This window comes from Citrobacter sp. Igbk 16, from assembly GCF_028069755.1.
Lineage (GTDB): Bacteria > Pseudomonadota > Gammaproteobacteria > Enterobacterales > Enterobacteriaceae > Citrobacter.
The window spans coordinates 90328-112380 of record NZ_JANEWJ010000015.1 but is presented as its reverse complement, the minus strand read 5'-3'; the positions used below and the strand labels follow the sequence as shown (position 1 = coordinate 112380).

Sequence of the window (22053 nt, the reverse complement as noted above, 5' to 3'; positions counted from 1 at the left end):
TGCCCACTATGACTCAAGTCGCGAAGAAAATTCTGGTAACGTGCGCGCTGCCGTACGCCAACGGCTCAATCCACCTCGGCCATATGCTGGAGCACATCCAGGCTGATGTCTGGGTCCGTTACCAGCGAATGCGCGGCCACCAGGTTAACTTCATCTGCGCGGACGACGCACACGGTACGCCAATCATGCTGAAAGCACAGCAGCTTGGGATCACACCAGAGCAGATGATCGGTGAAATGAGTCAGGAGCATCAGACTGATTTTGCGGGTTTCGACATCAGCTATGACAACTATCACTCAACGCACAGCGAAGAGAACCGTGAACTGTCTGAACTGATTTACACGCGCCTGAAGGAAAACGGTTTTATTAAGAACCGCACCATCTCCCAGCTTTACGATCCGGAAAAAGGCATGTTCCTGCCGGATCGTTTTGTCAAAGGCACCTGCCCGAAATGTAAGTCTCCGGACCAGTACGGCGATAACTGTGAAGTGTGCGGCGCAACCTACAGCCCGACCGAACTTATCGAGCCGAAATCCGTTGTTTCCGGTGCGACACCGGTAATGCGTGACTCCGAGCACTTCTTCTTCGATCTGCCGTCGTTCAGCGAAATGCTGCAGGCGTGGACGCGCAGCGGCGCATTGCAGGAGCAGGTTGCCAACAAAATGCAGGAGTGGTTTGAATCCGGCCTGCAGCAGTGGGATATTTCCCGCGATTCACCGTACTTCGGTTTTGAAATTCCGAATGCGCCGGGTAAGTATTTTTATGTCTGGCTGGATGCGCCAATTGGTTATATGGGTTCGTTCAAAAACCTGTGTGACAAACGTGGCGACACCGCCAGCTTTGATGAGTACTGGAAGAAAGACTCCGATGCTGAGCTGTATCACTTCATCGGTAAAGATATCGTCTACTTCCACAGCCTGTTCTGGCCTGCCATGCTGGAAGGCAGCAACTTCCGCAAACCGACTAACCTGTTCGTTCACGGGTATGTCACAGTAAACGGCGCGAAGATGTCCAAGTCTCGCGGTACCTTCATTAAAGCCAGCACCTGGCTGAAACACTTTGATGCCGACAGCCTGCGTTACTACTACACCGCGAAACTCTCTTCGCGCATTGATGATATCGACCTGAACCTGGAAGATTTTGTTCAGCGTGTTAACGCCGATATCGTCAACAAAGTAGTGAACCTGGCTTCCCGTAACGCAGGATTTATTGCGAAACGCTTTGACGGCATTCTGTCCGCCGAACTGGCCGATCCGGCACTGTACAAAACCTTTACCGACGCAGCTGCAGTCATCGGCGAAGCGTGGGAAAGCCGCGAATTCGGTAAAGCAATCCGCGAAATTATGGCGCTGGCCGACGTGGCGAATCGCTATGTTGACGAACAGGCACCATGGGTTGTGGCTAAACAGGAAGGCCGTGACGCTGACCTGCAGGCAATTTGCTCCATGGGTATTAACCTGTTCCGCGTCCTGATGACGTACCTGAAACCGGTACTGCCGACGCTTGCTGAACGTGTTGAGGCATTCCTGAACAGCGACCTGAGCTGGGATGCCATTGAGCAACCGCTGCTCGGTCACAAGGTCAACACCTTTAAGGCGCTCTACAACCGTATCGACATGAAGCAAGTTGAAGCGCTGGTGGAAGCGTCCAAAGAAGAAGTGAAAGCCGCAGCCGCTCCGGTGACCGGCCCGTTAGCGGATGACCCTATCCAGGACACCATCACCTTTGACGATTTCGCCAAAGTAGATCTGCGCGTGGCGCTGATTGAAAACGCCGAGTTCGTGGAAGGTTCCGACAAACTGCTGCGTCTGACGTTGGATCTCGGTGGTGAGAAACGTAACGTCTTCTCCGGTATTCGCTCTGCCTACCCGGACCCGCAAGCCCTGATTGGCCGCCAGACTATTATGGTGGCGAACCTGGCTCCGCGTAAGATGCGTTTCGGTATCTCTGAAGGGATGGTAATGGCAGCAGGCCCTGGCGGAAAAGATATCTTCCTGTTAAGCCCGGATAACGGTGCTAAACCTGGTCAGCAGGTGAAATAACAATAAAGCCGGAGATAATCTCCGGCTTTTTTTTGTTTTTTTCAGGCTGGCGGCTTCGCCTAACCCGGTCTTCAAATCCCGTAGCCCCTGCAAGCGCAGCGCCACTGGGCAAAAATCACGACTTCGCCTTATGTACTCGCGCAGTTAAACCACGCAAGAAATAACGCAAGAATTGATCGCCACATTCGCGATAGTTCTTATGATCCGGTGCACGCATCATTGCGGTGATTTCCGGCATTGATACGCGAAATTTCTGTTCGGTCATGATGGCCAGAATATCATCGGTTTTCAGTGAAAACGCAATGCGCAGTTTTTTCAGCACCGTATTGTTGTTAACACGACGTTCAATCGCCAGTTCCGGCGCAGAATCATCTTTTCCACGCAGATGGTAGATAAGACCGTTCAGGAAACCGGAGAGGATGATATCCGGGCAGCGAACAAACCCGTCTTCATCCTCTTTCGTCATCCAGGTGTCGAAACCTGCCGAGGTGGCTTCCATCTCAGCAAGCGCAAGAATGCGCACCATGTCGTTATTGTTCGCTTTCAGGGTGTAGCGCAGGCTACGAAGAATATCGTTACTTAGCATAAAGCCTTCAACTGTCGGTGATGCAATGGCGCGCAGTGTACCAGTTTTACAGACCAATCGCCTCTTTTAGACTTTTGAGGTAACGACGGCTCACCGGGACAGTCAGTCCGTTACGCAAAATCAGCTCAGCCTGGCCATTATCTTCCAGACGGATTTCCTGCAAATGGGCCATGTTGACCAGGTATTGTCGGTGGCAGCGCAGCAGCGGAGTACGGCTCTCCAGTGTTCTAAGCGTCAGCTCGGTGAATCCTTCTTTGCCATCACTACTGGTCACATAAACGCCGCTCATACGACTGCTGACAAACGCCACATCATCCATTTGCAGCAGATAGATTCGGCTATGACCACTACATGGAATGAACTTGAGCGCCTGCTGATGTTCCGGCAGTAACGACACATCCTGCTTCGTGCGCTCCTGACGTAAACGGATCAGCGTTTTCTCCAGCCGCGTTTCTTCAATCGGCTTAAGCAGATAATCAAAGGCATGCTCTTCAAAGGCTTTCACGGCATATTCATCAAAAGCGGTGAGAAAAACGATATATGGGCGATGCTCGGGGTCAAGCATACCCACCATTTCCAATCCGCTAATACGCGGCATCTGAATATCGAGGAACAGCACATCCGGGCGCAGCTTATGTACTGCACCAATGGCCTCTACCGCATTCGAACACTCTCCGACTATCTCGATGTCGCTTTGCTCCTGTAACAGGATCCGCAGATTCTCCCGCGCTAACGGTTCATCATCGACAATCAGCACTTTGATCATGCCAGTTCCTCCAGGGGAAGTCGTAAAGTAATTCGGGTAAAGAGGTCAGGCTCACAGGCTACGCTGATACCAAAATCATCGCCAAACCGTTCCCGCAGGCGTTTGTCCACCAGACTCATTCCAAGCCCACTGGACTCCGTCGTGGGCTGATACAGCCCGGCATTATCTTCAATATCCAGCATCAGATACTGCCCTTCCTGACGAGCAGTGATAGAGACTTCTCCGGTATCAAGTAGCTGGGAAGTGCCATGCTTAATTGCATTCTCGACTATCGGTTGCAGAGTAAACGCAGGCAATTGCTGATGCGCAAGCGCTTCCGGGACCGTTAAGGTCACCTGCAGGCGGGACTGGAATCGTGCCTTTTCAATTTGTAGATAGGCATTTACGTGTTCTATTTCATCAGCCAGCGTCACAATTTCCGACGGGCGTTTTAAATTCTTACGAAAGAAAGTCGAGAGATATTGCACCAATTGGCTGGCCTGTTCGCTGTCACGACGGATCACGGCTTTGATCGTATTCAACGCGTTAAACAGAAAATGGGGATTAACCTGAGCGTGCAGAAGTTTGATTTCTGACTGCGTCAGCATCGCTTTTTGTCGCTCATATTGGCCGGCCAGGATTTGCGCGGAAAGCAACTGGGCGATCCCTTCCCCCAGCGTGCGGTTAATTGAGCTAAAGAGACGGTTTTTGGCTTCATACAGTTTAATCGTCCCCATCACCCGCTGGTTTTCACCACGCAACGGGATCACCAGCGTCGACCCTAATTTGCATTGCGGATGCAGTGAACAGCGATAAGGCACTTCGTTACCGTCGGCATACACAACTTCTCCGGTTTCAATCGCCCGTTGGGTGTATGAAGAGGATATGGGCTTGCCTGGCAGGTGATGGTCATCACCAATGCCAGTAAAGGCCAGCAACTTCTCGCGGTCAGTAATCGCCACCGCACCGATATCCAACTCTTCATACAGCACCTGAGCAACCTTCATGCTGTTAACCTCATTAAATCCCTGTCGCAGAATCCCCTCCGTAGAGGCGGCAACTTTTAGCGCAGTGGCAGAAAACGCCGAGGTGTATTTTTCAAACATCGCACGTTTGTCGAGCAGAATACGCATAAACAACGCAGCACCAACGGTATTGGTCACCATCATCGGTGCGGCAATGTTACTGACCAGGTGCAATGCATTCTCAAAGGGACGCGCAATCAGCAAAATGATGAGCATCTGCACCAGTTCGGCAACAAAGGTAATCGCGCCAGCCGTCAGCGGACTAAACACTTTATCAGTACGGCCCCGTCGAGTAAGTACACTGTGTACCAGCCCTCCAAGCAGGCCTTCCACTATGGTCGAAATCATGCAACTGAGTGCCGTCATGCCCCCCATCGAATAGCGATGAAGACCGCCGGTCAGGCCAACCAGTCCCCCAACAACAGGCCCGCCAAGTAGCCCGCCCATCACCGCGCCGATGGCACGGGTGTTTGCAATGGAGTCTTCAATATGCAGCCCAAAGTAGGTGCCCATAATGCAAAAGATGGAGAAGGTGACGTAACACAGAAGTTTGTGCGGCAGTCGGATAGTGACCTGCATCAGCGGGATAAACAGGCGCGTCTTGCTCATTAGCCACGCGATAACGAGAAACACGCACATCTGCTGAAGCAGCAGCAACACCAGATTAAACTCGTACATACCCGCCAACCACACATTTCTTAAAAGCGCGTAACATACATGGGCTGCGCGTAACTTTCTTTGAACTGTTGCAAAAAAACAGGAATTTGTGAGAACGATCACTCGAAAGCGCGAATATGACGACAATCTCACCCTTCTTCTGATCAAAAAACAGACAAAACTACCTGGTTCGCAAAAGAGCGTCTAAAGTAAAACTGGGACCTCGCGAGCAAGAGTGAGACAACGATGGCGCTTTACACGATAGGTGAAGTGGCTTTGCTTTGTGATATCAACCCTGTCACTTTACGTGCATGGCAGAGGCGTTACGGATTACTAAAACCTCAGCGTACAGACGGGGGGCATCGCCTGTTTAACGATGCGGACATTGACAGGATCCGTGAGATAAAACGCTGGATAAATAATGGCGTTCAGGTCAGTAAAGTTAAAATGTTACTCAGCAATGAGAACATTGATGTGCATAACGGCTGGCGTGAGCAACAAGAAACGCTATTGAGCTATTTGCAAAGTAACAATCTGCACAGCCTCAGGTTGTGGATCAAAGAGCGTGGTCAGGATTACCCTGCGCAAACGCTCAATACGCATTTGTTCATTCCCTTACGCCGACGTCTGCAATGCCAACAGCCCATTCTTCAGGCGCTATTGGGGATCCTTGACGGTGTGCTCATCAATTATATTGCGATTTGCCTTGCCTCGGCGCGTAAAAAACAGGGTAAAGATGCCCTGGTGGTCGGCTGGAATATCCACGATACCACCCGCTTATGGCTGGAAGGTTGGGTCGCCAGCCAGCAAGGATGGCGTGTTGATGTACTGGCCCACTCGCTCAATCAGCTACGGCCTGAGCTGTTTGAAGGGCGCACCCTACTCGTCTGGTGTGGAGAGAACCAAACCCCTGCACAACACCAACAACTGGAAGAGTGGCGCGCGTTAGGTCACGATATTTATCCACTCGGTATTTAATATTTTATTAACAAACGTGTACAATCCTTATATTCACATAAGGAGTACAAAATGAGCGCAGCTAAAATCGGTGTTATAACCCTCTTCCTGCTGATGGCTATCGGTGGTATCGGCGGCGTAATGCTGGCTGGTTATACTTTTATTTTACGTGCCGGGTAAGGTAGTACGCTAATCGCTCAAACCCGCGATCGATAATGACTGCGGCCAATGCGACCAGCAGCGCCCCCTGGATCACATAGGCGGTATTAAACCCGCTTAACCCAATGATAATCGGTGTTCCCAGCGTATTCGCACCAACGGTAGAGGCTATCGTTGCGGTGCCAATATTAATAATCACTGACGTGCGAATCCCGGCCAGAATAACCGGCGCCGCGAGCGGAAGTTCGACTTTACGTAGCCGCTGCCCATGACTCATGCCCATCCCGCTGGCAATATCTATTACGCTGGCAGAGATCCCTCCCAGCCCTGCCAGCGTTGCCTGTAAGATCGGTAATACCCCATACAGGATCAGCGCGATAATCGCAGGCTCCGGGCCAAACCCCATCACCGGCACGGCGATCGCCAGCACCGCGACCGGCGGAAAAGTTTGCCCCACTGCGGCAATTGTTTCGACCAAAGGTCTGAACTCTACTCCCCATGAGCGGGTTACCGCTACACCTGCCCCAACCCCAATAATGACAGCAATCAGGCTTGAAATACCCACCAGCGTGAAATGCGCCAACGCCAGCGCCGTAAAGCTCTCTTGCTGATAAACAGGACGCGGCAATTGGGGAAACAACGCGCTGAACAGTGCCTGGCTGTGGGGCAATCCCACCAGCAACACCAGGAACAGCGCAATGAGCCACAGCAGAGGATCAAGCAGATGTTTCACAGTGCGGTGCCTCCGAAAGCAGATCGTGAAAATGCAGCGTACCGCGGGCCGCACCCTGAGCATTAACTACCGGCAACACATCACAGCCCCGGGCGACAAAAACAGATAGCGCATCACGTAACGTCATCTCGTCCACCAACGGCTCACCAGCCAACTGTTCACCACGGCGGGTAAAATCCCCCACCGTGCGCAGTGACAGCAGTCTTACACCCAGTTCACTGTGGCCAAAAAAGGTCTGCACGAAATCATTAGCAGGCGCAGTCAACATCGACAGCGGCGTGCCTTGCTGTACCACCTTGCCCGCATCCATTAACACCAGGTGCTCCGCCAGTCTCAGCGCTTCATCAATATCATGCGTCACCAACACGATGGTTCGACCCAACAGACGATGGATACGGGTCATCTCCTGCTGTAGCGCACTGCGTGTTACCGGGTCCAGCGCGCCAAAAGGTTCGTCCATCAGCAGTACCTGAGGGTCAGCCGCCAGCGCACGAGCCACACCGACTCGCTGCTGTTGACCACCGGAAAGCTGATGCGGATAACGGTGACGCAAATCCGCTTCCAGCCCCAGTAACGCCATCAGTTCTTCTGTTCGGTCATCAATACGCGCACGTGACCACTTTTGCAGCTGTGGTACGGTGGCAATGTTCTGGGCGACAGTCCAGTGTGGAAACAAACCAATCGACTGGATGGCATAGCCCATGCGTCGTCTTAATTCCAGCACCGGCAGGCTACGGATCTCTTCCCCGGCAAAACGGATCTGACCACTGTCATGCTCGACCAGCCGGTTGATCATTTTCAGCGTGGTGGACTTCCCCGAACCGGAGGTCCCGATTAATACCGAAAAGCTCCCTTCGCCTAAATGCAGATTGAGATCGCTCACGGCCTGTTGCTGGTTATAGGTTTTATTGACATGGCTAAATTCAATCATCGTTTGTCACCTTCAGCAGCGCTAAGCCTAAATCAAACAGCGCATCAATCAGCACTGCCAGTACCACCACCGGAATCACGCCCAGTAGCACTAAATCAACGGCGCTACTGAGCAGTCCCTGAAAGACCAGCGCGCCAAACCCGCCTGCACCAATCAATGCGGCAATGACCGCCATCCCCACCGTCTGAACCATCATCACCCGCAAACTGCGCAGGAAAATGGGTAGCGCTAACGGAAGTTGCACCGAAATAAAACGCTGACGCGCACTCATCCCCATAGCACGCGCACTTTCCAGCACATCACGCGGAACCTGATTCAGCCCGGCCACCACGCCACGAACCAATGGCAATAATGCATACAGCACCAGCGCAATCAGTGCGGGCGTCAGCCCCGTTCCCGCTACACCGAGCGAGCTAAGCCACGGGAAATGCTTAACCAGTCCGGCAAGCGGCGCGATCAACAAGCCAAACAATGCGACAGAGGGGATCGTCTGGATGATATTCAGCACGGCAAATATTGGCCCCTGACGCGCAGCAGAAAAGGTGCACCAGATACCCAGCGGCACGCCAATACACAGCGCAGGCACCACCGTACCGAACAGAATAGTCAGGTGCTGCGCCAGAGCATCATCAAAGACATCCTGGCGGTTGGCATATTCTTTGAGCAAAGAAAGATCGTTAAGGGTACCGGACAGCAGCAGCACCACTGGCACAATGACAATTTGCGCATGCAGTACCCAGCGCCACAGCGGCTGAGCGGTGATACGCCGAATGGCGTCACTGCCAGCCAGCAACAGCACCCCTACCCCAAGCCAGAAACCGCTCCCCAGGCTGGTTCTGGCGACAGCAGTTCCCGTCTGAGCCAGATGCGTTGCCGTTTCCCCGGCCATAAACAACGCCGCAATCACCAGTAACTGGACAACAACCAGCGTCAATACATTGCCGGATTTACCGGGTATGAAGCATAGAACCACGAGCAGTAAAAATGTCGCCGCCAGTCCCCACACCATGTGGGGCCAGACCTCCCAGAGTTGGCGACCTTCACCGGAAACCAGACGATTAGGGGCATAGCTGATGAAAGGAAGCGCGGCTGCGGCCGCGGTCAGAACCACCAGCAGCAACAGCACCCAATTAACTGATATCTTTGACACAACACTCACCTGCTGCAAATCCGTTACTTCACCCATCCTTTTTGCTTCAGGTAATCTGCAGCGACTTTTTTCGCATCCAGCCCCTCAACGGCGATACTGGCGTTGAGCCGCTGCAGCGTTTTTTCATCCAGACTGGCAAAGACCGGCTGTAGCCATTCCCCCATTTGCGGGTACGCCTTGAGTACCACGTCACGCACGACGGGCGCAGGTGCGTAAATGGGCTGAACCCCTTTGGGATCGCTTAATGTTTGCAGCCCCAGCGCAGCAACAGGGCCATCGGTTCCGTAAGCCATTGCGGCATTAACGCCGGAGGTCTGCTGCGCCGCAGCTTTAATTGTCACCGCAGTATCGCCCCCTGCCAGTGACAACAATTGGTTCTGATTGAGCTTGAAGTCATACGCTTTTTCAAAGGCGGGCAGCGCGTCTGCACGTTCAATAAACTCGGCGGAGGCCGCCAGTTTGAACGCCCCCCCCTCTTTCAGGTAGCGGCCTAAATCCGCAAGAGAGACAAGTTTGTTTTTTTCAGCGATATCCTGACGTACTGCAATAGTCCAGGTATTGTTGGCTGGCGCAGGCGTAAGCCAGATCAGTTTATTTTGCTCAGCGTCCAGTTTTTTCACTTTCTCGAAACCTGCCTGCGCATTTTTCCACGCGGGGTCGTTTTCATCTTTAAAAAAGAACGCGCCATTGCCGGTATATTCCGGATAAATATCCAGCTCACCGGAAGTGATGGCCCCACGCACCACGGGCGTCGTGCCCAGTTGCACTTTATTGACCGTTTTCACACCGTGGCTTTCAAGCACCTGCAAAATAATATTGCCGAGCAGCGCCCCTTCGGTATCAATTTTTGACCCCACAGTGACGGGTGACGCGGCCTGTAAAGGCAAGCTTATCGTGGCCAGCAACGCCAGCGACCCCACCCATACCTTTGAGATTATCATGCTGCTCTCCTCATCCTTTTGCTGCCCTTTTCAGAGACTTGAGGAAAAAGCATAGTTGAAAAATCCAGTCTTAACCTGGCTATTGGGGGGTAACACTGAGAGTTATTAGCGGTACGGCGAGCACAAAATAAAAAAATCCGGTAAACCCAACGTGAATTTACCGGATGATACGATTTCGCAGGCCTGATAAGCGTAGCGCTATCAGGCACTGTCGGTGGCTTTATTCACACATTACAGCAGTTCAAACTCGCCCCGCTTCACTCTGGCAGAGTCCACGCCGATAAAGACGTTAAATTTGCCCGGTTCCGCATCGTACTTCATCTGCTGGTTCCAGAACTTCAGCGCGTCAATATCAATGGGGAAACTGACGGTCTGGGTTTCACCTGGCTTGAGGTTCACTTTCTCAAAGCCTTTCAGCTGTTTCACCGGACGACTCATTGAGGCCGTCACATCCTGTAAATACATCTGAATGACTGTCGCCCCTTCACGCTTGCCGGTGTTGGTTACCTGCACGCTGGCAGTCACTGTTCCGTCACGTTTCATTGTCGGTGCAGAGAGCTTCACATCAGACACGGTAAACGTGGTGTAGCTCAGACCATAGCCAAAGGGATACAACGGACCATTCGCTTCATCAAAGTAGCGCGATGTATATTTGTTCGGCTTATCGGCGTTATACGGGCGACCGGTATTAAGATGGCTGTAATAGACCGGGATCTGCCCCACCGATCGTGGGAAAGACATCGGTAGCTTACCTGACGGGTTATAATCGCCAAACAGCACATCAGCAATGGCGTTACCCCCTTCGGTCCCGGCAAACCAGGTCTCGAGGATCGCATCAGCCTGCTGATCTTCCTTCACCAATGCCAGTGGGCGACCGTTCATCAGCACCAGCACCAGCGGTTTCCCGGTTGCTTTCAGCGCAGCAATCAGATCACGCTGGCTTTGCGGGATAGTGATATCGGTTCGACTGGACGCTTCATGCGCCATCCCCTGCGCTTCACCCACTACCGCAACAACCACGTCAGACTGTTTCGCCGCGTTAACGGCTTCATCAATCATCGCCTGCGGCGAGCGTGGGTCAACTTTCACCGCCTCTTCGTACAGGTTAAGGAAGTCAACAATACCTTTATCGTTGGTGATATTCGCCCCTTTGGCGTAGACCACTTTACCTTTATCACCCAGGGCATTTTTAATGCCTGTCAGCACCGTGACAGACTGTTCGGCAACACCCGCCGCAGACCAGCTACCCATGACATCACGTTTGCTGTCTGCTAACGGTCCGACAACTGCCACGGTTGCTGTTTTTTTCAGTGGCAATGTTTCCAGACGGTTTTTCAGCAATACCAGGCTTTCACGCGCCACGTCACGGGCTTCTTTGCGATGCAAACGGCTTTCAGCATTGGTATCTTGTGGGTCAGAGTCTTTCGACCCCAGGTGGCTGTACGGGTCGTTAAACAGACCCATATCATATTTTACATTCAGTACATGGCGCGCGGCATCGTCGAGCTCCGCCATCGTAACCTTGCCCGACTTAATCAGTCCCGGCAGATACTTACTGTAATATTCATCGCTCATGCTCATGTTAATACCGGACGTGATCGCCACGCGCACAGCATCTTCAGGGTCGGACGCGGTTCCATGCTTAATCAATTCTTTAATTGCGCCATGATCGGAAACCGTTATGCCTTTAAAGCCCCACTTATCGCGCAGCACGTCTTTGAGCAGCCAGGCATCAGAGGTGGCAGGCGTCCCATTCAGTGAATTAAGCCCCACCATCACCGCACCGCTACCGGCATCCAGTCCGGCCTTGTACGGCGGCATGTAGTCGTTAAATAAACGCTGCGGACTCATATCCACAGTGTTGTACTCTTTACCGCCCTCAACGGCGCCATAAGCAGCGAAGTGCTTGACGCTGGTCATCACTGAATAGCGATCGGCCGGGCTTTTCCCCTGCATCGCTTCCACCATGGTTTTGCCCATGATGGCAGTTAAATACGTATCTTCACCAAAACCTTCGGACGCACGGCCCCAACGCGGATCGCGGGAGACATCAACCATCGGCGCCCAGGTCATATTCAGACCATCGTCTGCGGCTTCATACGCAGAAATTCGGCCAACTGTTCTGACCGCATCAAGGTTAAAAGAGGATGCCAGGCCAAGGCTTATCGGAAACACGGTACGTTGACCGTGCAGCACGTCATAGGCGAAAAAGAGAGGGATTTTCAGGCGGCTGAGTTCCATAACCTGATCCTGCATCTTACGGATATCCTGGCGAGTGACGGTGTTAAAAATCGCCCCTACCTGTCCGTCTTTGATCATCTCACGGATGGCTTCTTTCGGGTTATCAGGTCCAACGCTTATCAAACGCAATTGCCCAATTTTCTCATCCACGGTCATCTGTTTGAGTAAATCGGTCACAAACGCATCCCGCGCTTCAGGCGTCAGTGGATGGTTACCAAACAAGGTGTCCGCCAGCGCTGGTTGCAACGCCAGGCCCACCGCGACACCTACAGAACATAGCCATTTCATGTTGATTCTCTCTTAATTTCTACCCGACGAGGCAGCGAAAATATAACAAAAACCGCAGCTTGCCGTAAGCCTAAACGGGAGCGGGGAAGAAAGCTAAGGATATTCTCTGAATTTTCAAAACCAGCATGAATCAGTGGGATACAACACAGAGACAATGCGAATGAGAAAGCGTATTGTCATACATAGCGCTATGCTTGTTCCTGATATTGAGTCCCACCACAAGGAGTGGAGAATGTCTTCCATTACAACAACTGATAATAAAGCGTTTCTGACTGAATTGACCCGACTGGTCGGCCATTCACACCTGCTCACCGAACCGGCCAAAACGGCCCGTTATCGTAAAGGCTTCCGCTCGGGCCAGGGCGATGCGCTCGCCGTCGTTTTCCCTGGCTCGCTATTAGAATTGTGGCGTGTCCTCAACGCCTGCGTCTCGGCTGACAAAATAATCCTGATGCAAGCCGCCAATACCGGTCTGACCGAAGGCTCTACCCCTAGCGGCAATGATTACGATCGCGACATCGTTATCATCAGTACTCTGCGCCTCGATAAGCTGCACGTCATCGGCAACGGTGAACAGGTGCTGGCTTATCCGGGTACGACACTTTATTCGCTGGAAAAGGCGCTCAAACCTTTTGGCCGTGAACCGCATTCGGTGATCGGCTCTTCCTGCATCGGTGCTTCCGTTATCGGCGGTATCTGCAACAACTCTGGCGGCTCGCTGGTACAACGTGGTCCGGCATACACAGAAATGTCGCTCTTTGCACGCGTTGATGAGCAGGGCAAGTTACAGCTGGTCAACCATCTGGGTATCGAGCTGGGTCAGACGCCGGAGCAGATCCTCAGTAAACTCGACGACGAGCGGATCAAAGATGATGATGTCCAGCACGATGGGCGTCATGCACACGATCATGATTACGTCACCCGCGTCAGAGATATTGAGGCCGATACGCCGGCACGCTATAACGCAGACCCTGAGCGTTTGTTTGAGTCTTCTGGTTGCGCCGGAAAGCTTGCGGTTTTCGCCGTGCGCCTGGATACCTTTGAGGCTGAGAAAAACCAACAGGTCTTTTATATCGGTACCAACCAGCCAGAAGTGCTGACAGAAATCCGCCGTCATATTCTGGCCAAATTTGAGCATCTGCCGGTCGCCGGTGAATATATGCACCGCGATATTTACGACATTGCTGAGCAATACGGCAAAGATACGTTTCTGATGATCGACAAACTCGGCACCGACAAAATGCCGTTTTTCTTTACGCTGAAAGGCCGCACCGATGCGATGCTGGAAAAAGTGAAAATTTTCCGCCCGCACTTTACCGACCGGGCGATGCAGAAGTTTGGCCATTTATTCCCCAGCCATTTACCGGCACGGATGAAAAGCTGGCGAGATAAATACGAACATCACCTGCTGTTAAAAATGGCCGGTGGCGGTGTAGCGGAAGCTCAGAGCTGGCTGACTGAGTTTTTCAAAACCGCCGAAGGTGATTTCTTTGCCTGTACACCGGAAGAAGGTAGCAAGGCCTTTTTACACCGCTTCGCAGCGGCGGGCGCGGCCATTCGATATCAGGCCGTCCATGCGGATGAGGTGGAGGATATACTGGCACTGGATATTGCGCTGCGCCGTAACGATACCGAATGGTATGAGCACCTGCCGCCAGAAATAGACAGCAAGCTGGTGCATAAGCTCTACTACGGCCACTTCATGTGCTATGTCTTCCATCAGGATTACATCGTGAAGAAAGGTGTGGATGCTCACGAACTGAAAGAGCAAATGCTGGTGTTACTGCGTGAGCGCGGGGCGCAATATCCTGCAGAACATAACGTGGGACATCTGTATAAAGCACCAGAAACATTGACGCGTTTTTATCGCGAGAACGACCCGACCAACAGTATGAATCCAGGTATTGGCAAAACGAGTAAGCAGAAGTACTGGAAAGAATCGTAGGCCCGATAAGCGTAAGCGCCATCGGGCACGTTGCCGGGGGCGCTTCGCTTGCCCGGCCTACGGTTTAATCGTTTTGCGCGGTTTGCTCACCTGTCGCTGAACCCGCTGCCGCCATCTGGGCGGCTTTTTGCTTTTTATAACTCAGCGCCGCGGCCGGAACAGGCATCACCTTACCGGTTTCAATCCAGGTGCGTAAACGACTGGCATCAGCAAAGTGGGTATATTTGCCAAAGGCATCCATAACCACCAGCGCTACCGGCTTGTTATTAATGACCGTACGCATCACCAGGCAGTGACCGGCGGCATTAGTAAACCCTGTTTTGGTGAGCTGAATGTTCCAGTTATCGCGGTACACCAGATGGTTGGTGTTACGGAACGGCAGCGTATAAGCCGGATTAGCAAAGGTCGCCATGTCTTCACGCGTCGTACTCAACTGACCAATCAGCGGATACTGCTTGCTGGCAATTAGCAGTTTAGTGAGATCACGCGCCGTCGAGACGTTATGAATCGATAACCCGGTCGGTTCCACGAAGCGCGTCTGGGTCATTCCCAACGACTTCGCCTTCGCATTCATCGCCTTGATAAATGCGTTATAACCGCCCGGATAGTGGTGCGCCAGGCTTGCCGCTGCGCGGTTTTCTGAGGACATCAGCGCCAGTAGCAGCATATTCTTACGACTGATCTCACTGTTCAGACGCACACGAGAGTAGATGCCTTTCATTTCCGGCGTCTGGCTGATATCAACTTTCAGTTTTTCATCCAGCGGCAGTCGTGCATCAAGCACCACCATCGCCGTCATTAATTTGGTAATCGACGCAATCGGACGCACGAGGTCCGGGTGGTTCGAATAGATAACTTTGTTGGTATTCAGATCAACTATCATCGCACTACCAGAAGCAATCTCAGGTTGAGATGCCGCTGCAGTAGTCGCCGTTTTCGCTACGGCTTGGGGTGCAAAAGGAACGGCCAGCACCAGGGCAAGACTTAATAATGAAACTCGGAATTTCAGCATGATGAGGTTTCTGATAATGGTTCACGCACGTCACAACGCACACCGCCTGAAATAAGGATTATCTCAGGCTAGCTCTGGCATCATAGCGATCCGGCAGGTTTGCCGCTACAGAAGAATCATCTCGAAATGCTGCGTTGCTGACTTTTACGTCAACAACGCAGCGCAGACAGGTTGTACACCTAGAACAATCGGTACCCGTAGCCCCACAGGATCACCGTAATCGCCAGCAGAACCTCCAGCACCAGCACACCGATCGCCAGCGTTGAACTGGAAAAGCTCAGCCCTTCTTCTTTCGTGATATTCAGGAACGTTGGAATACCGAGATAAAGTAAATAGCCGGTGTAAAAAAGCGCGATGGTTCCCACGAGCGCACACAGCCAGACCAGCGGATACAGCGCCACCAGCCCGCTTAAAAACAGCGGCGTGGCAACATATCCGGCAAAGACCATACAATGCGCCAGCGACGGGCGTCGCGAGTAATTCCGCGCCATCCACCAGATCACTCTGCCCATAATGGCCACACCCGCCAGCATCACACCGTAAAACAGAATTGCCATCGCAAATCCGGTAAACAGGGATAACTTCAGTATATTGCCATCGCCAAAATTCCAGCCAATTTGCGTGGTGCCAATAAACGCACAAATCACCGGGATTGCCGCCATCAGCAGTACATGGTGGGTATAGTGATGCGAAACACTTTCGTTTTCGCTGTTGATCACGTGCATTTCACGATCGGGATGGGAAAACAACCCCCAGACATGGTTCATACCGCCCCCTTCTTGTCAGCTCCGGACCTCAACACTTCAAGTATAATTCAGCTTTTGATTATTTTATGTACACATGAAAAATACCGATGCGCTGAATTACTGCTTTTCCGGCATGAACAATTCACTGGGTGTATGCTATGGAGCGTGGAGGTCATACAACGTATGGATATAACGCATTATGTTGAGCAATACGGCTATGCGGCGCTGATTATTGGCAGCCTTGCCGAAGGCGAAACCATTACCTTGCTAGGCGGTGTTGCTGCGCATCAGGGAATTCTAAAATTTCCGCTGGTGGTGCTCTCCGTCGCGTTGGGTGGGATGATTGGCGATCAGTTACTCTTTTTACTTGGGCGTCGTTATGGCGGCAAAATTTTACGTCGTTTCTCGCGTCATCGGGCAAAAATCCACTACGCACAGAAGATGATCCAACGGCGTCCCTATCTGTTTGTGGTCGGCACGCGCTTTATGTACGGCTTTCGCGTCATTGGTCCGTTGCTGATTGGAGCCAGCCACCTGCCGCCGAAGATTTTCATCCCACTGAATATCCTGGGGGCGTTTGTCTGGGCTTTGCTGTTTACCACGCTCGGCTATGTGGGTGGTGAAGTGATTGCCCCATGGTTGCATAGCCTCGACCAGCATATTAAACATGGGATCTGGTTGGTTTTGGTTATCGGCGTTGTAGTGGCTGCCCGCTGGTGGATGAAACGGCGAAGTAAACGCAAAGAACAGGCAAATTGACCCGACAGCGGCTTCTGCCGGGTCAGACTATCAGGAGGCGCGGTAACCCCCGCCCAGTGCGCTGGTCAGCTGTATAGACGCATCCAGCCACTGTCCCTGTAGAACCAGACCATTAAGCTGTTCGCGTAATGCCGGAATTTTGGCCTCGCTAACCCGGGAACCCGCAATGATACCGGCGCTATATCGTGCCTGTGCAAGCCCCACGACGCGCTGTGCGTCATGTTCAATTTGCTGCTGGTGCTGGTTCTTCTGCGCCAGCGTTTCTACCTGTGATGCCGCACGCGCCACGTCATTCACCGCATCGACCACGGCCTTGTTGTAATTTGCCACCGTCAGATTGCTCTGCGCTTTCGTGATATCGAGATTCGCATTCAGTCTGCCGCTATCAAAAATAGGCAGCGTCAGTCCAGCCGTCACGCCCATCTGCTGTGCAGAATGGCGGAACAAATCGCTCAGATGTAGCGCATCCTGCTGTAAAAACGCCATCAGGTTAACGTCCGGATAGAATGCCGCTTTTGCCGCATCAATGCTGCTCAGCGTTGACTCGATGTACCAGTGTGCGGCCTGTAAATCAGGGCGGCGGGCCAGCAGCGAATAACCAAGCTGGGACGGTAGCTGGCTTTCTACCGCCGGTAGCGTTGTCGCTTTAAGCTTCATGACGGAAGATTGCGAGTTGGTCAGTGCGCTCAACCGCGCCTCTATCACCTTCATTTTGCCGCTGACATCGTTCAGTTGCTGCTCCGTTTTACTGGAGTCGATATCCGTTTCAACGCCTTCGACAGAAGAGGTAATCCCGTTTTGATACAGTTGACGATCGACGGTGATGACGTTCTGCTGCTCATTTTTAATCTGCGTCAGCACGGTTTTAAGCGCCGCCTGCGTCTGCCACTCCCAGTACAAACGCGATACACCGCTCGCCAGTAACTGCCGAGTTTGCTCACGCTCAGCCTCACGCGCTTTCACCTCACCAATACGCGCCGCCACTTCAGCCCGGTTTTTACCCCACAGATCCAGATTCCAGCCAGCGGTTAAACCAAAGGTGCCGTTGGTGTACCACGGTCCAGTAGTGCCTGCCGCAGGATCGGTAATGGCAAACGGTCCCATTAAACCCTCTGCCGACATTCTTTGACGTTCAACGTCTGCAGAAAAATCAACCTCTGGACCATCCTGCGCCTGAACCGCTTTAGCCTGCGCTTCTGCCAGTTGAATGCGCTGTTCTGCTACCTGCATATCTGGAGAATTCTTGAGGGTGCTGTCAATCAACGCATTCAGCTGTGGATCGTGATACGCCTTCCACCATTGGCTATCCGGCCAACCATTTTTTAATGCCGCAGGCAACGCGGAGTCAACGTTCACAGCGGGCGTCTGCTGTGACAGCGATTGGCGATTGTCATGCATAGGTGCACAACCGACCATCAAAATAAGCAGCGGCAAACATGCCGTTGCAACAAGAACAGAGTTACGATTCATGGGAATATACGGGTAAGAAAAGATGCACAGAGAGTACGACTTACCGCATTCTCTTTTTTAGTTACGCGTGGCAATACATCTTTTGAAATAAAATCACATAATTAAGAAACATATACATAACATATGGTTCTGTCAAAATAATTCCAATGAATTATAAATGGAGGCGTAATGTCACAAACGCTTATCAGGCCTACGAATTACGCGTCCGTTCCGTCGGCCGGATAAGGCGGTTACGCCGCCATCAGGCGATAATAGGGATGGCCTGAATCGCGCGTGCAATATCCGGTGAATTATTCAACGCCCTAATTTCCTGAAACAGTTCTGTCGCTTCAACATATTCTTTACGAAGATAGCCCAGCCACTGTTTGATACGCGCCACATGATACAGCCCGGTATCACCCTGTTTTTCCAGTCGTGTATATTTTTGTAGTAACGTCACAACTTCAGGCCATGGCATACGCGGTTCGTTATATTTCACCACGCGACTCAAATTCGGGATATTAAGCGCACCGCGCCCGATCATGACGGCATCGCATCCGCTGATAGCCATACAGTCCTGTGCGCTTTGCCAGCCCCAGATCTCACCATTCGCGATAACCGGGATATTGAGACGCTGGCGGATCTCGCCAATTGCCTGCCAGTTAATGTGCTCGGCCTTATAACCTTGCTCTTTCGTTCGCCCGTGCACCACCAACTCGCTGGCACCGGCCTGCTGGACGGCATCAGCGATTTCGAACTGCCTGTCACTGCTGTCCCAGCCCAGACGCACTTTTACCGTCACCGGTAAATGGGCCGGAACCGCATCACGCATGGCCTTAGCGCCACGGTAAATCAGCTCAGGGTCCTTCAGTAACGTTGCGCCACCGCCGCTGCCGTTCACCAGCTTCGACGGACAGCCACAGTTTAGATCGACGCCATACGAACCCAGCTCAACCGCGCGGGCTGCATTTTCTGCCAGCCACTGCGGATACTGCCCCAGCAGTTGTATACGCACCGGCGTACCGGATGTCGTGCGGCTGGCGTTAAGCAGCTCTGGGCAAATGCGGTGAAAGACTTTTACCGGCAGCAGTTGATCCACCACGCGAACAAATTCGGTGATACAGAGATCATAATCATTCACTTCAGTCAGCAGCTCGCGCACCAGCGAGTCGAGCACGCCTTCCATCGGCGCCAGTAAAACACGCATATTGTTACCCGCAAAAAAGAGAGGCGCTATGGTAACGTCTCTATGCAGGAGATTAAAGCGTCTCAGCGCCGGGCACAGGTTTGGTTATGCTGATTGGGGGCATTGCCTGATGTTCCAGATATCTATTTCCACTATGCTTAGAATTCATGATGTGATCGGTAGCACGTTTTAAAGTTTAATTGTATGATGAATCAGTCTCGTCAAGGGTTTCAAATATGAGCAAGTCACTGAACATTATCTGGCAATATTTACGCGCATTCGTCCTCATTTATGCCTGCCTCTATGCAGGTATTTTTCTTGCCTCACTGCTGCCAATCACGATTCCGGGCAGCATTATCGGCATGCTGATTCTGTTTGTATTACTGGCATTACAGATCTTACCGGCAAAATGGGTAAACCCAGGCTGCTACGTACTGATTCGTTACATGGCCCTGCTGTTTGTCCCGATTGGCGTGGGGATCATGCAGTACTTTGACTTGCTACGCGCACAATTTGGTCCGGTCGTGGTGTCCTGCACCATCAGTACACTGGTCGTATTCCTGGTAGTGAGCTGGAGCTCGCACATTGTTCACGGCGAACGCAAAATCGTTGGCCAAAAAGGGTCTAAACAATGATGTCGTATATCTGGTGGTCGTTACCCCTCACCCTGGCGGTATTTTTTGCTGCACGTAAGCTGGCCGCACGATTTAAACTGCCGTTGCTGAATCCGTTGCTCGTCGCAATGGTAGTGATTATTCCCTTTCTGATGCTGACCGGTATCCCCTACGATCACTACTTCAAAGGCAGCGAGGTGCTGAACGATTTACTGCAACCTGCCGTCGTCGCGCTAGCCTATCCGTTATATGAACAGCTGCACCAAATCCGTGCCCGCTGGAAATCCATTATCGCAATCTGTTTTGCCGGCAGTGTCGTGGCCATGGTCACAGGCACATCTATTGCCCTGCTGATGGGGGCTTCACCAGAGATTGCCGCCTCTATTATGCCTAAATCGGTCACCACACCTATCGCTATGGCTGTGGGCGGTAGTATTGGTGGTATTCCGGCAATCAGCGCAGTGTGCGTTATTTTTGTCGGTATCCTCGGTGCCGTATTTGGCCATACCCTGCTGAATGCAATGCGCATTCGCACTAAAGCAGCACGTGGGCTGGCAATGGGTACGGCTTCACACGCCCTGGGCACGGCTCGCTGTGCTGAACTGGACTACCAGGAAGGCGCATTTAGCTCACTGGCGCTGGTGATTTGCGGGATTATCACCTCATTGGTTGCCCCCTTCCTGTTCCCGGTTATCCTGGCAGTGGTAGGCTAATCTGCATTTTTAAGCTGTTTATTTGCGATGCGTTGCACATTTTTAATTTAAGTTTCATAAGTTGCATACACAATGAGATTTGGATCACATATAAAGCCCTGTCAGGCCCGTAAACTACGGTTCCATTACATTGTTATGAGGCAACGCCATGCATCCACGTTTTCAAACTGCTTTTGCCCAACTCGCGGATAACTTGCAATCAGCCCTGGCCCCTATTCTGGCGGATGTACATTTCCCCGCCATGCTGACGGCTGATCAGGTATCTTTGCTTAAACGCGAATCGGGACTGGACGAAGACGCGCTGGCATTCGCTCTGCTGCCTTTAGCTGCGGCCTGCGCACGCACCCCGCTGTCCAACTTCAACGTTGGCGCGATCTCACGTGGTATCAGCGGAACCTGGTATTTCGGTGGGAACATGGAGTTTCTTGGTGCAACAATGCAGCAAACCGTTCACGCCGAGCAGAGCGCTATTAGCCATGCCTGGTTACGTGGCGAAAAAGGACTCGCCGCGATTACCGTCAACTACACCCCTTGCGGGCACTGCCGTCAGTTTATGAATGAGCTGAACAGCGGACTGGATTTACGTATTCACCTGCCCGGGCGTGAACCACACGCACTGCGCGACTATCTGCCGGACGCTTTTGGGCCAAAAGATCTCGACATCAAGACGCTGTTGATGGACGACCAGGATCACGGCTTCGCGCTGCAAGGCGATGCGCTGACCCAGGCGGCGATTGCCGCAGCAAACAGATGCCATATGCCCTACAGCAACTCCCCGAGCGGCGTGGCGCTGGAGTGTAAAGATGGACAGATTTTCAGCGGTAGTTATGCTGAAAACGCCGCCTTCAACCCAACACTGCCACCGTTGCAGGGTGCATTAAACCTGTTGAGTCTTAACGGTTACGACTATCCGGACATTCAACGTGCGGTGCTGGCAGAAAAAGCGGATGCGGCGCTTATCCAGTGGGATGCGACGTCTGCCACGCTGAACGCGCTGGGTTGCGACAATATCGAGCTCGTACTACTCGGTTAAGTCGTGACGCCCGGTGGCGCTGCGCTTACCGGGCCTACAAGCCAACCGTACAGTCTGCTGGCCCGATAAGCGCCGCGTCATCGGGCAACAGTGACTAAAATCCCCTCAATCAGACTGCTGTTTCTTGCGCTCCGCCGTTGG

The 22053-nt window shown here is 52.5% G+C and carries 20 protein-coding genes; 8 read left to right on the top strand and 12 right to left on the bottom strand.

The features are described from left to right. Window positions 1-8: 8 nt before the first annotated feature. Window positions 9-2042, top strand: coding sequence for a methionine--tRNA ligase (metG, locus tag NNO03_RS12215; protein WP_271449632.1), 2034 nt, complete (start codon window positions 9-11; stop codon window positions 2040-2042). A 115-nt stretch (window positions 2043-2157) separates the two neighbouring features. On the opposite strand, the gene NNO03_RS12210 is transcribed toward metG, so the two are convergent. From NNO03_RS12210 to NNO03_RS12200, 3 genes are read right to left on the bottom strand one after another with little or no spacing between them, the layout of a single operon-like run. Then, window positions 2158-2628, bottom strand: coding sequence for a DUF1456 family protein (locus tag NNO03_RS12210; protein WP_137382304.1), 471 nt, complete (start codon window positions 2626-2628; stop codon window positions 2158-2160). Between the two features lie 46 nt (window positions 2629-2674). Continuing rightward, on the bottom strand, window positions 2675-3394 hold the full coding sequence (gene btsR, locus NNO03_RS12205; RefSeq protein WP_005129174.1) for a two-component system response regulator BtsR: 720 nt from the start codon (window positions 3392-3394) through the stop codon (window positions 2675-2677). Continuing rightward, window positions 3391-5076 (bottom strand): sensor histidine kinase, encoded by a 1686-nt coding sequence (locus NNO03_RS12200; RefSeq protein ID WP_271440050.1) that lies wholly within the window; start codon window positions 5074-5076, stop codon window positions 3391-3393. Before NNO03_RS12200 ends, btsR begins: the two co-directional genes overlap by 4 nt. A gap of 225 nt (window positions 5077-5301) precedes the next feature. Between NNO03_RS12200 and mlrA the strand changes: the two genes are divergently transcribed. Further along, window positions 5302-6033 (top strand): HTH-type transcriptional regulator MlrA, encoded by a 732-nt coding sequence (gene mlrA / locus NNO03_RS12195; RefSeq protein ID WP_271440051.1) that lies wholly within the window; start codon window positions 5302-5304, stop codon window positions 6031-6033. A gap of 51 nt (window positions 6034-6084) precedes the next feature. Beyond that, window positions 6085-6192, top strand: coding sequence for a protein YohO (locus NNO03_RS12190; protein WP_003027354.1), 108 nt, complete (start codon window positions 6085-6087; stop codon window positions 6190-6192). Here NNO03_RS12190 and NNO03_RS12185 read toward each other — a convergent pair. The 5 genes from NNO03_RS12185 to bglX form a co-directional block, all read right to left on the bottom strand. Then, the gene (locus tag NNO03_RS12185) at window positions 6173-6904 is read right to left on the bottom strand and encodes an ABC transporter permease (RefSeq protein ID WP_271440052.1); all 732 of its coding nucleotides are present in this window, start codon (window positions 6902-6904) and stop codon (window positions 6173-6175) included. The genes NNO03_RS12190 and NNO03_RS12185 overlap by 20 nt on opposite strands. Beyond that, on the bottom strand, window positions 6888-7835 hold the full coding sequence (locus tag NNO03_RS12180) for an ABC transporter ATP-binding protein (protein ID WP_271449631.1): 948 nt from the start codon (window positions 7833-7835) through the stop codon (window positions 6888-6890). Before NNO03_RS12180 ends, NNO03_RS12185 begins: the two co-directional genes overlap by 17 nt. Continuing rightward, a complete protein-coding gene (locus NNO03_RS12175) occupies window positions 7828-9021 on the bottom strand; it encodes an ABC transporter permease (RefSeq protein ID WP_271449630.1) in 1194 nt (397 codons plus the stop codon). Before NNO03_RS12175 ends, NNO03_RS12180 begins: the two co-directional genes overlap by 8 nt. Next, window positions 9009-9926, bottom strand: a complete 918-nt coding sequence (locus tag NNO03_RS12170) for an ABC transporter substrate-binding protein (RefSeq protein WP_271449629.1) — start codon at window positions 9924-9926, stop codon at window positions 9009-9011. The genes NNO03_RS12175 and NNO03_RS12170 overlap by 13 nt, the downstream gene beginning before the upstream one ends. Before the next feature lie 231 nt (window positions 9927-10157). Next, window positions 10158-12455, bottom strand: a complete 2298-nt coding sequence (gene bglX / locus NNO03_RS12165) for a beta-glucosidase BglX (RefSeq protein WP_271449628.1) — start codon at window positions 12453-12455, stop codon at window positions 10158-10160. A gap of 232 nt (window positions 12456-12687) precedes the next feature. On the opposite strand from bglX, the gene dld reads away from it, so the two are divergent. Further along, a complete protein-coding gene (gene dld, locus NNO03_RS12160) occupies window positions 12688-14400 on the top strand; it encodes a D-lactate dehydrogenase (RefSeq protein ID WP_271449627.1) in 1713 nt (570 codons plus the stop codon). 64 nt (window positions 14401-14464) lie between these two features. On the opposite strand, the gene pbpG is transcribed toward dld, so the two are convergent. Further along, a complete protein-coding gene (gene pbpG / locus NNO03_RS12155; protein WP_048211180.1) occupies window positions 14465-15412 on the bottom strand; it encodes a D-alanyl-D-alanine endopeptidase in 948 nt (315 codons plus the stop codon). A gap of 179 nt (window positions 15413-15591) precedes the next feature. Beyond that, complete coding sequence (locus tag NNO03_RS12150; protein ID WP_005129189.1) at window positions 15592-16179, bottom strand: Yip1 family protein; 588 nt, start codon at window positions 16177-16179, stop codon at window positions 15592-15594. 162 nt (window positions 16180-16341) lie between these two features. Here NNO03_RS12150 and NNO03_RS12145 point away from each other — a divergent pair, with 162 nt between their 5' ends. Further along, complete coding sequence (locus NNO03_RS12145; protein ID WP_271440058.1) at window positions 16342-16917, top strand: DedA family protein; 576 nt, start codon at window positions 16342-16344, stop codon at window positions 16915-16917. A gap of 30 nt (window positions 16918-16947) precedes the next feature. Here the strand turns inward: NNO03_RS12145 and mdtQ are convergent, their stop codons facing one another. Then, on the bottom strand, window positions 16948-18387 hold the full coding sequence (mdtQ, locus tag NNO03_RS12140; RefSeq protein WP_271449626.1) for a multidrug resistance outer membrane protein MdtQ: 1440 nt from the start codon (window positions 18385-18387) through the stop codon (window positions 16948-16950). A 241-nt stretch (window positions 18388-18628) separates the two neighbouring features. Further along, entirely contained in the window at window positions 18629-19573 is a 945-nt protein-coding gene (dusC, locus tag NNO03_RS12135; protein WP_271440060.1) for a tRNA dihydrouridine(16) synthase DusC, read from the bottom strand. 215 nt (window positions 19574-19788) lie between these two features. Here dusC and NNO03_RS12130 point away from each other — a divergent pair, with 215 nt between their 5' ends. From NNO03_RS12130 to cdd, 3 genes are all read left to right on the top strand, one after another. Then, window positions 19789-20187, top strand: coding sequence for a CidA/LrgA family protein (locus NNO03_RS12130; RefSeq protein WP_005129194.1), 399 nt, complete (start codon window positions 19789-19791; stop codon window positions 20185-20187). After that, the gene (locus NNO03_RS12125; protein ID WP_271440062.1) at window positions 20184-20879 is read left to right on the top strand and encodes a CidB/LrgB family autolysis modulator; all 696 of its coding nucleotides are present in this window, start codon (window positions 20184-20186) and stop codon (window positions 20877-20879) included. Before NNO03_RS12130 ends, NNO03_RS12125 begins: the two co-directional genes overlap by 4 nt. Window positions 20880-21027: 148 nt before the next feature. Further along, window positions 21028-21912: a cytidine deaminase gene (gene cdd / locus NNO03_RS12120; RefSeq protein ID WP_271449625.1), complete on the top strand. Its 885-nt coding sequence runs from the start codon at window positions 21028-21030 to the stop codon at window positions 21910-21912. The last annotated feature ends 141 nt before the right edge of the window (window positions 21913-22053 follow it).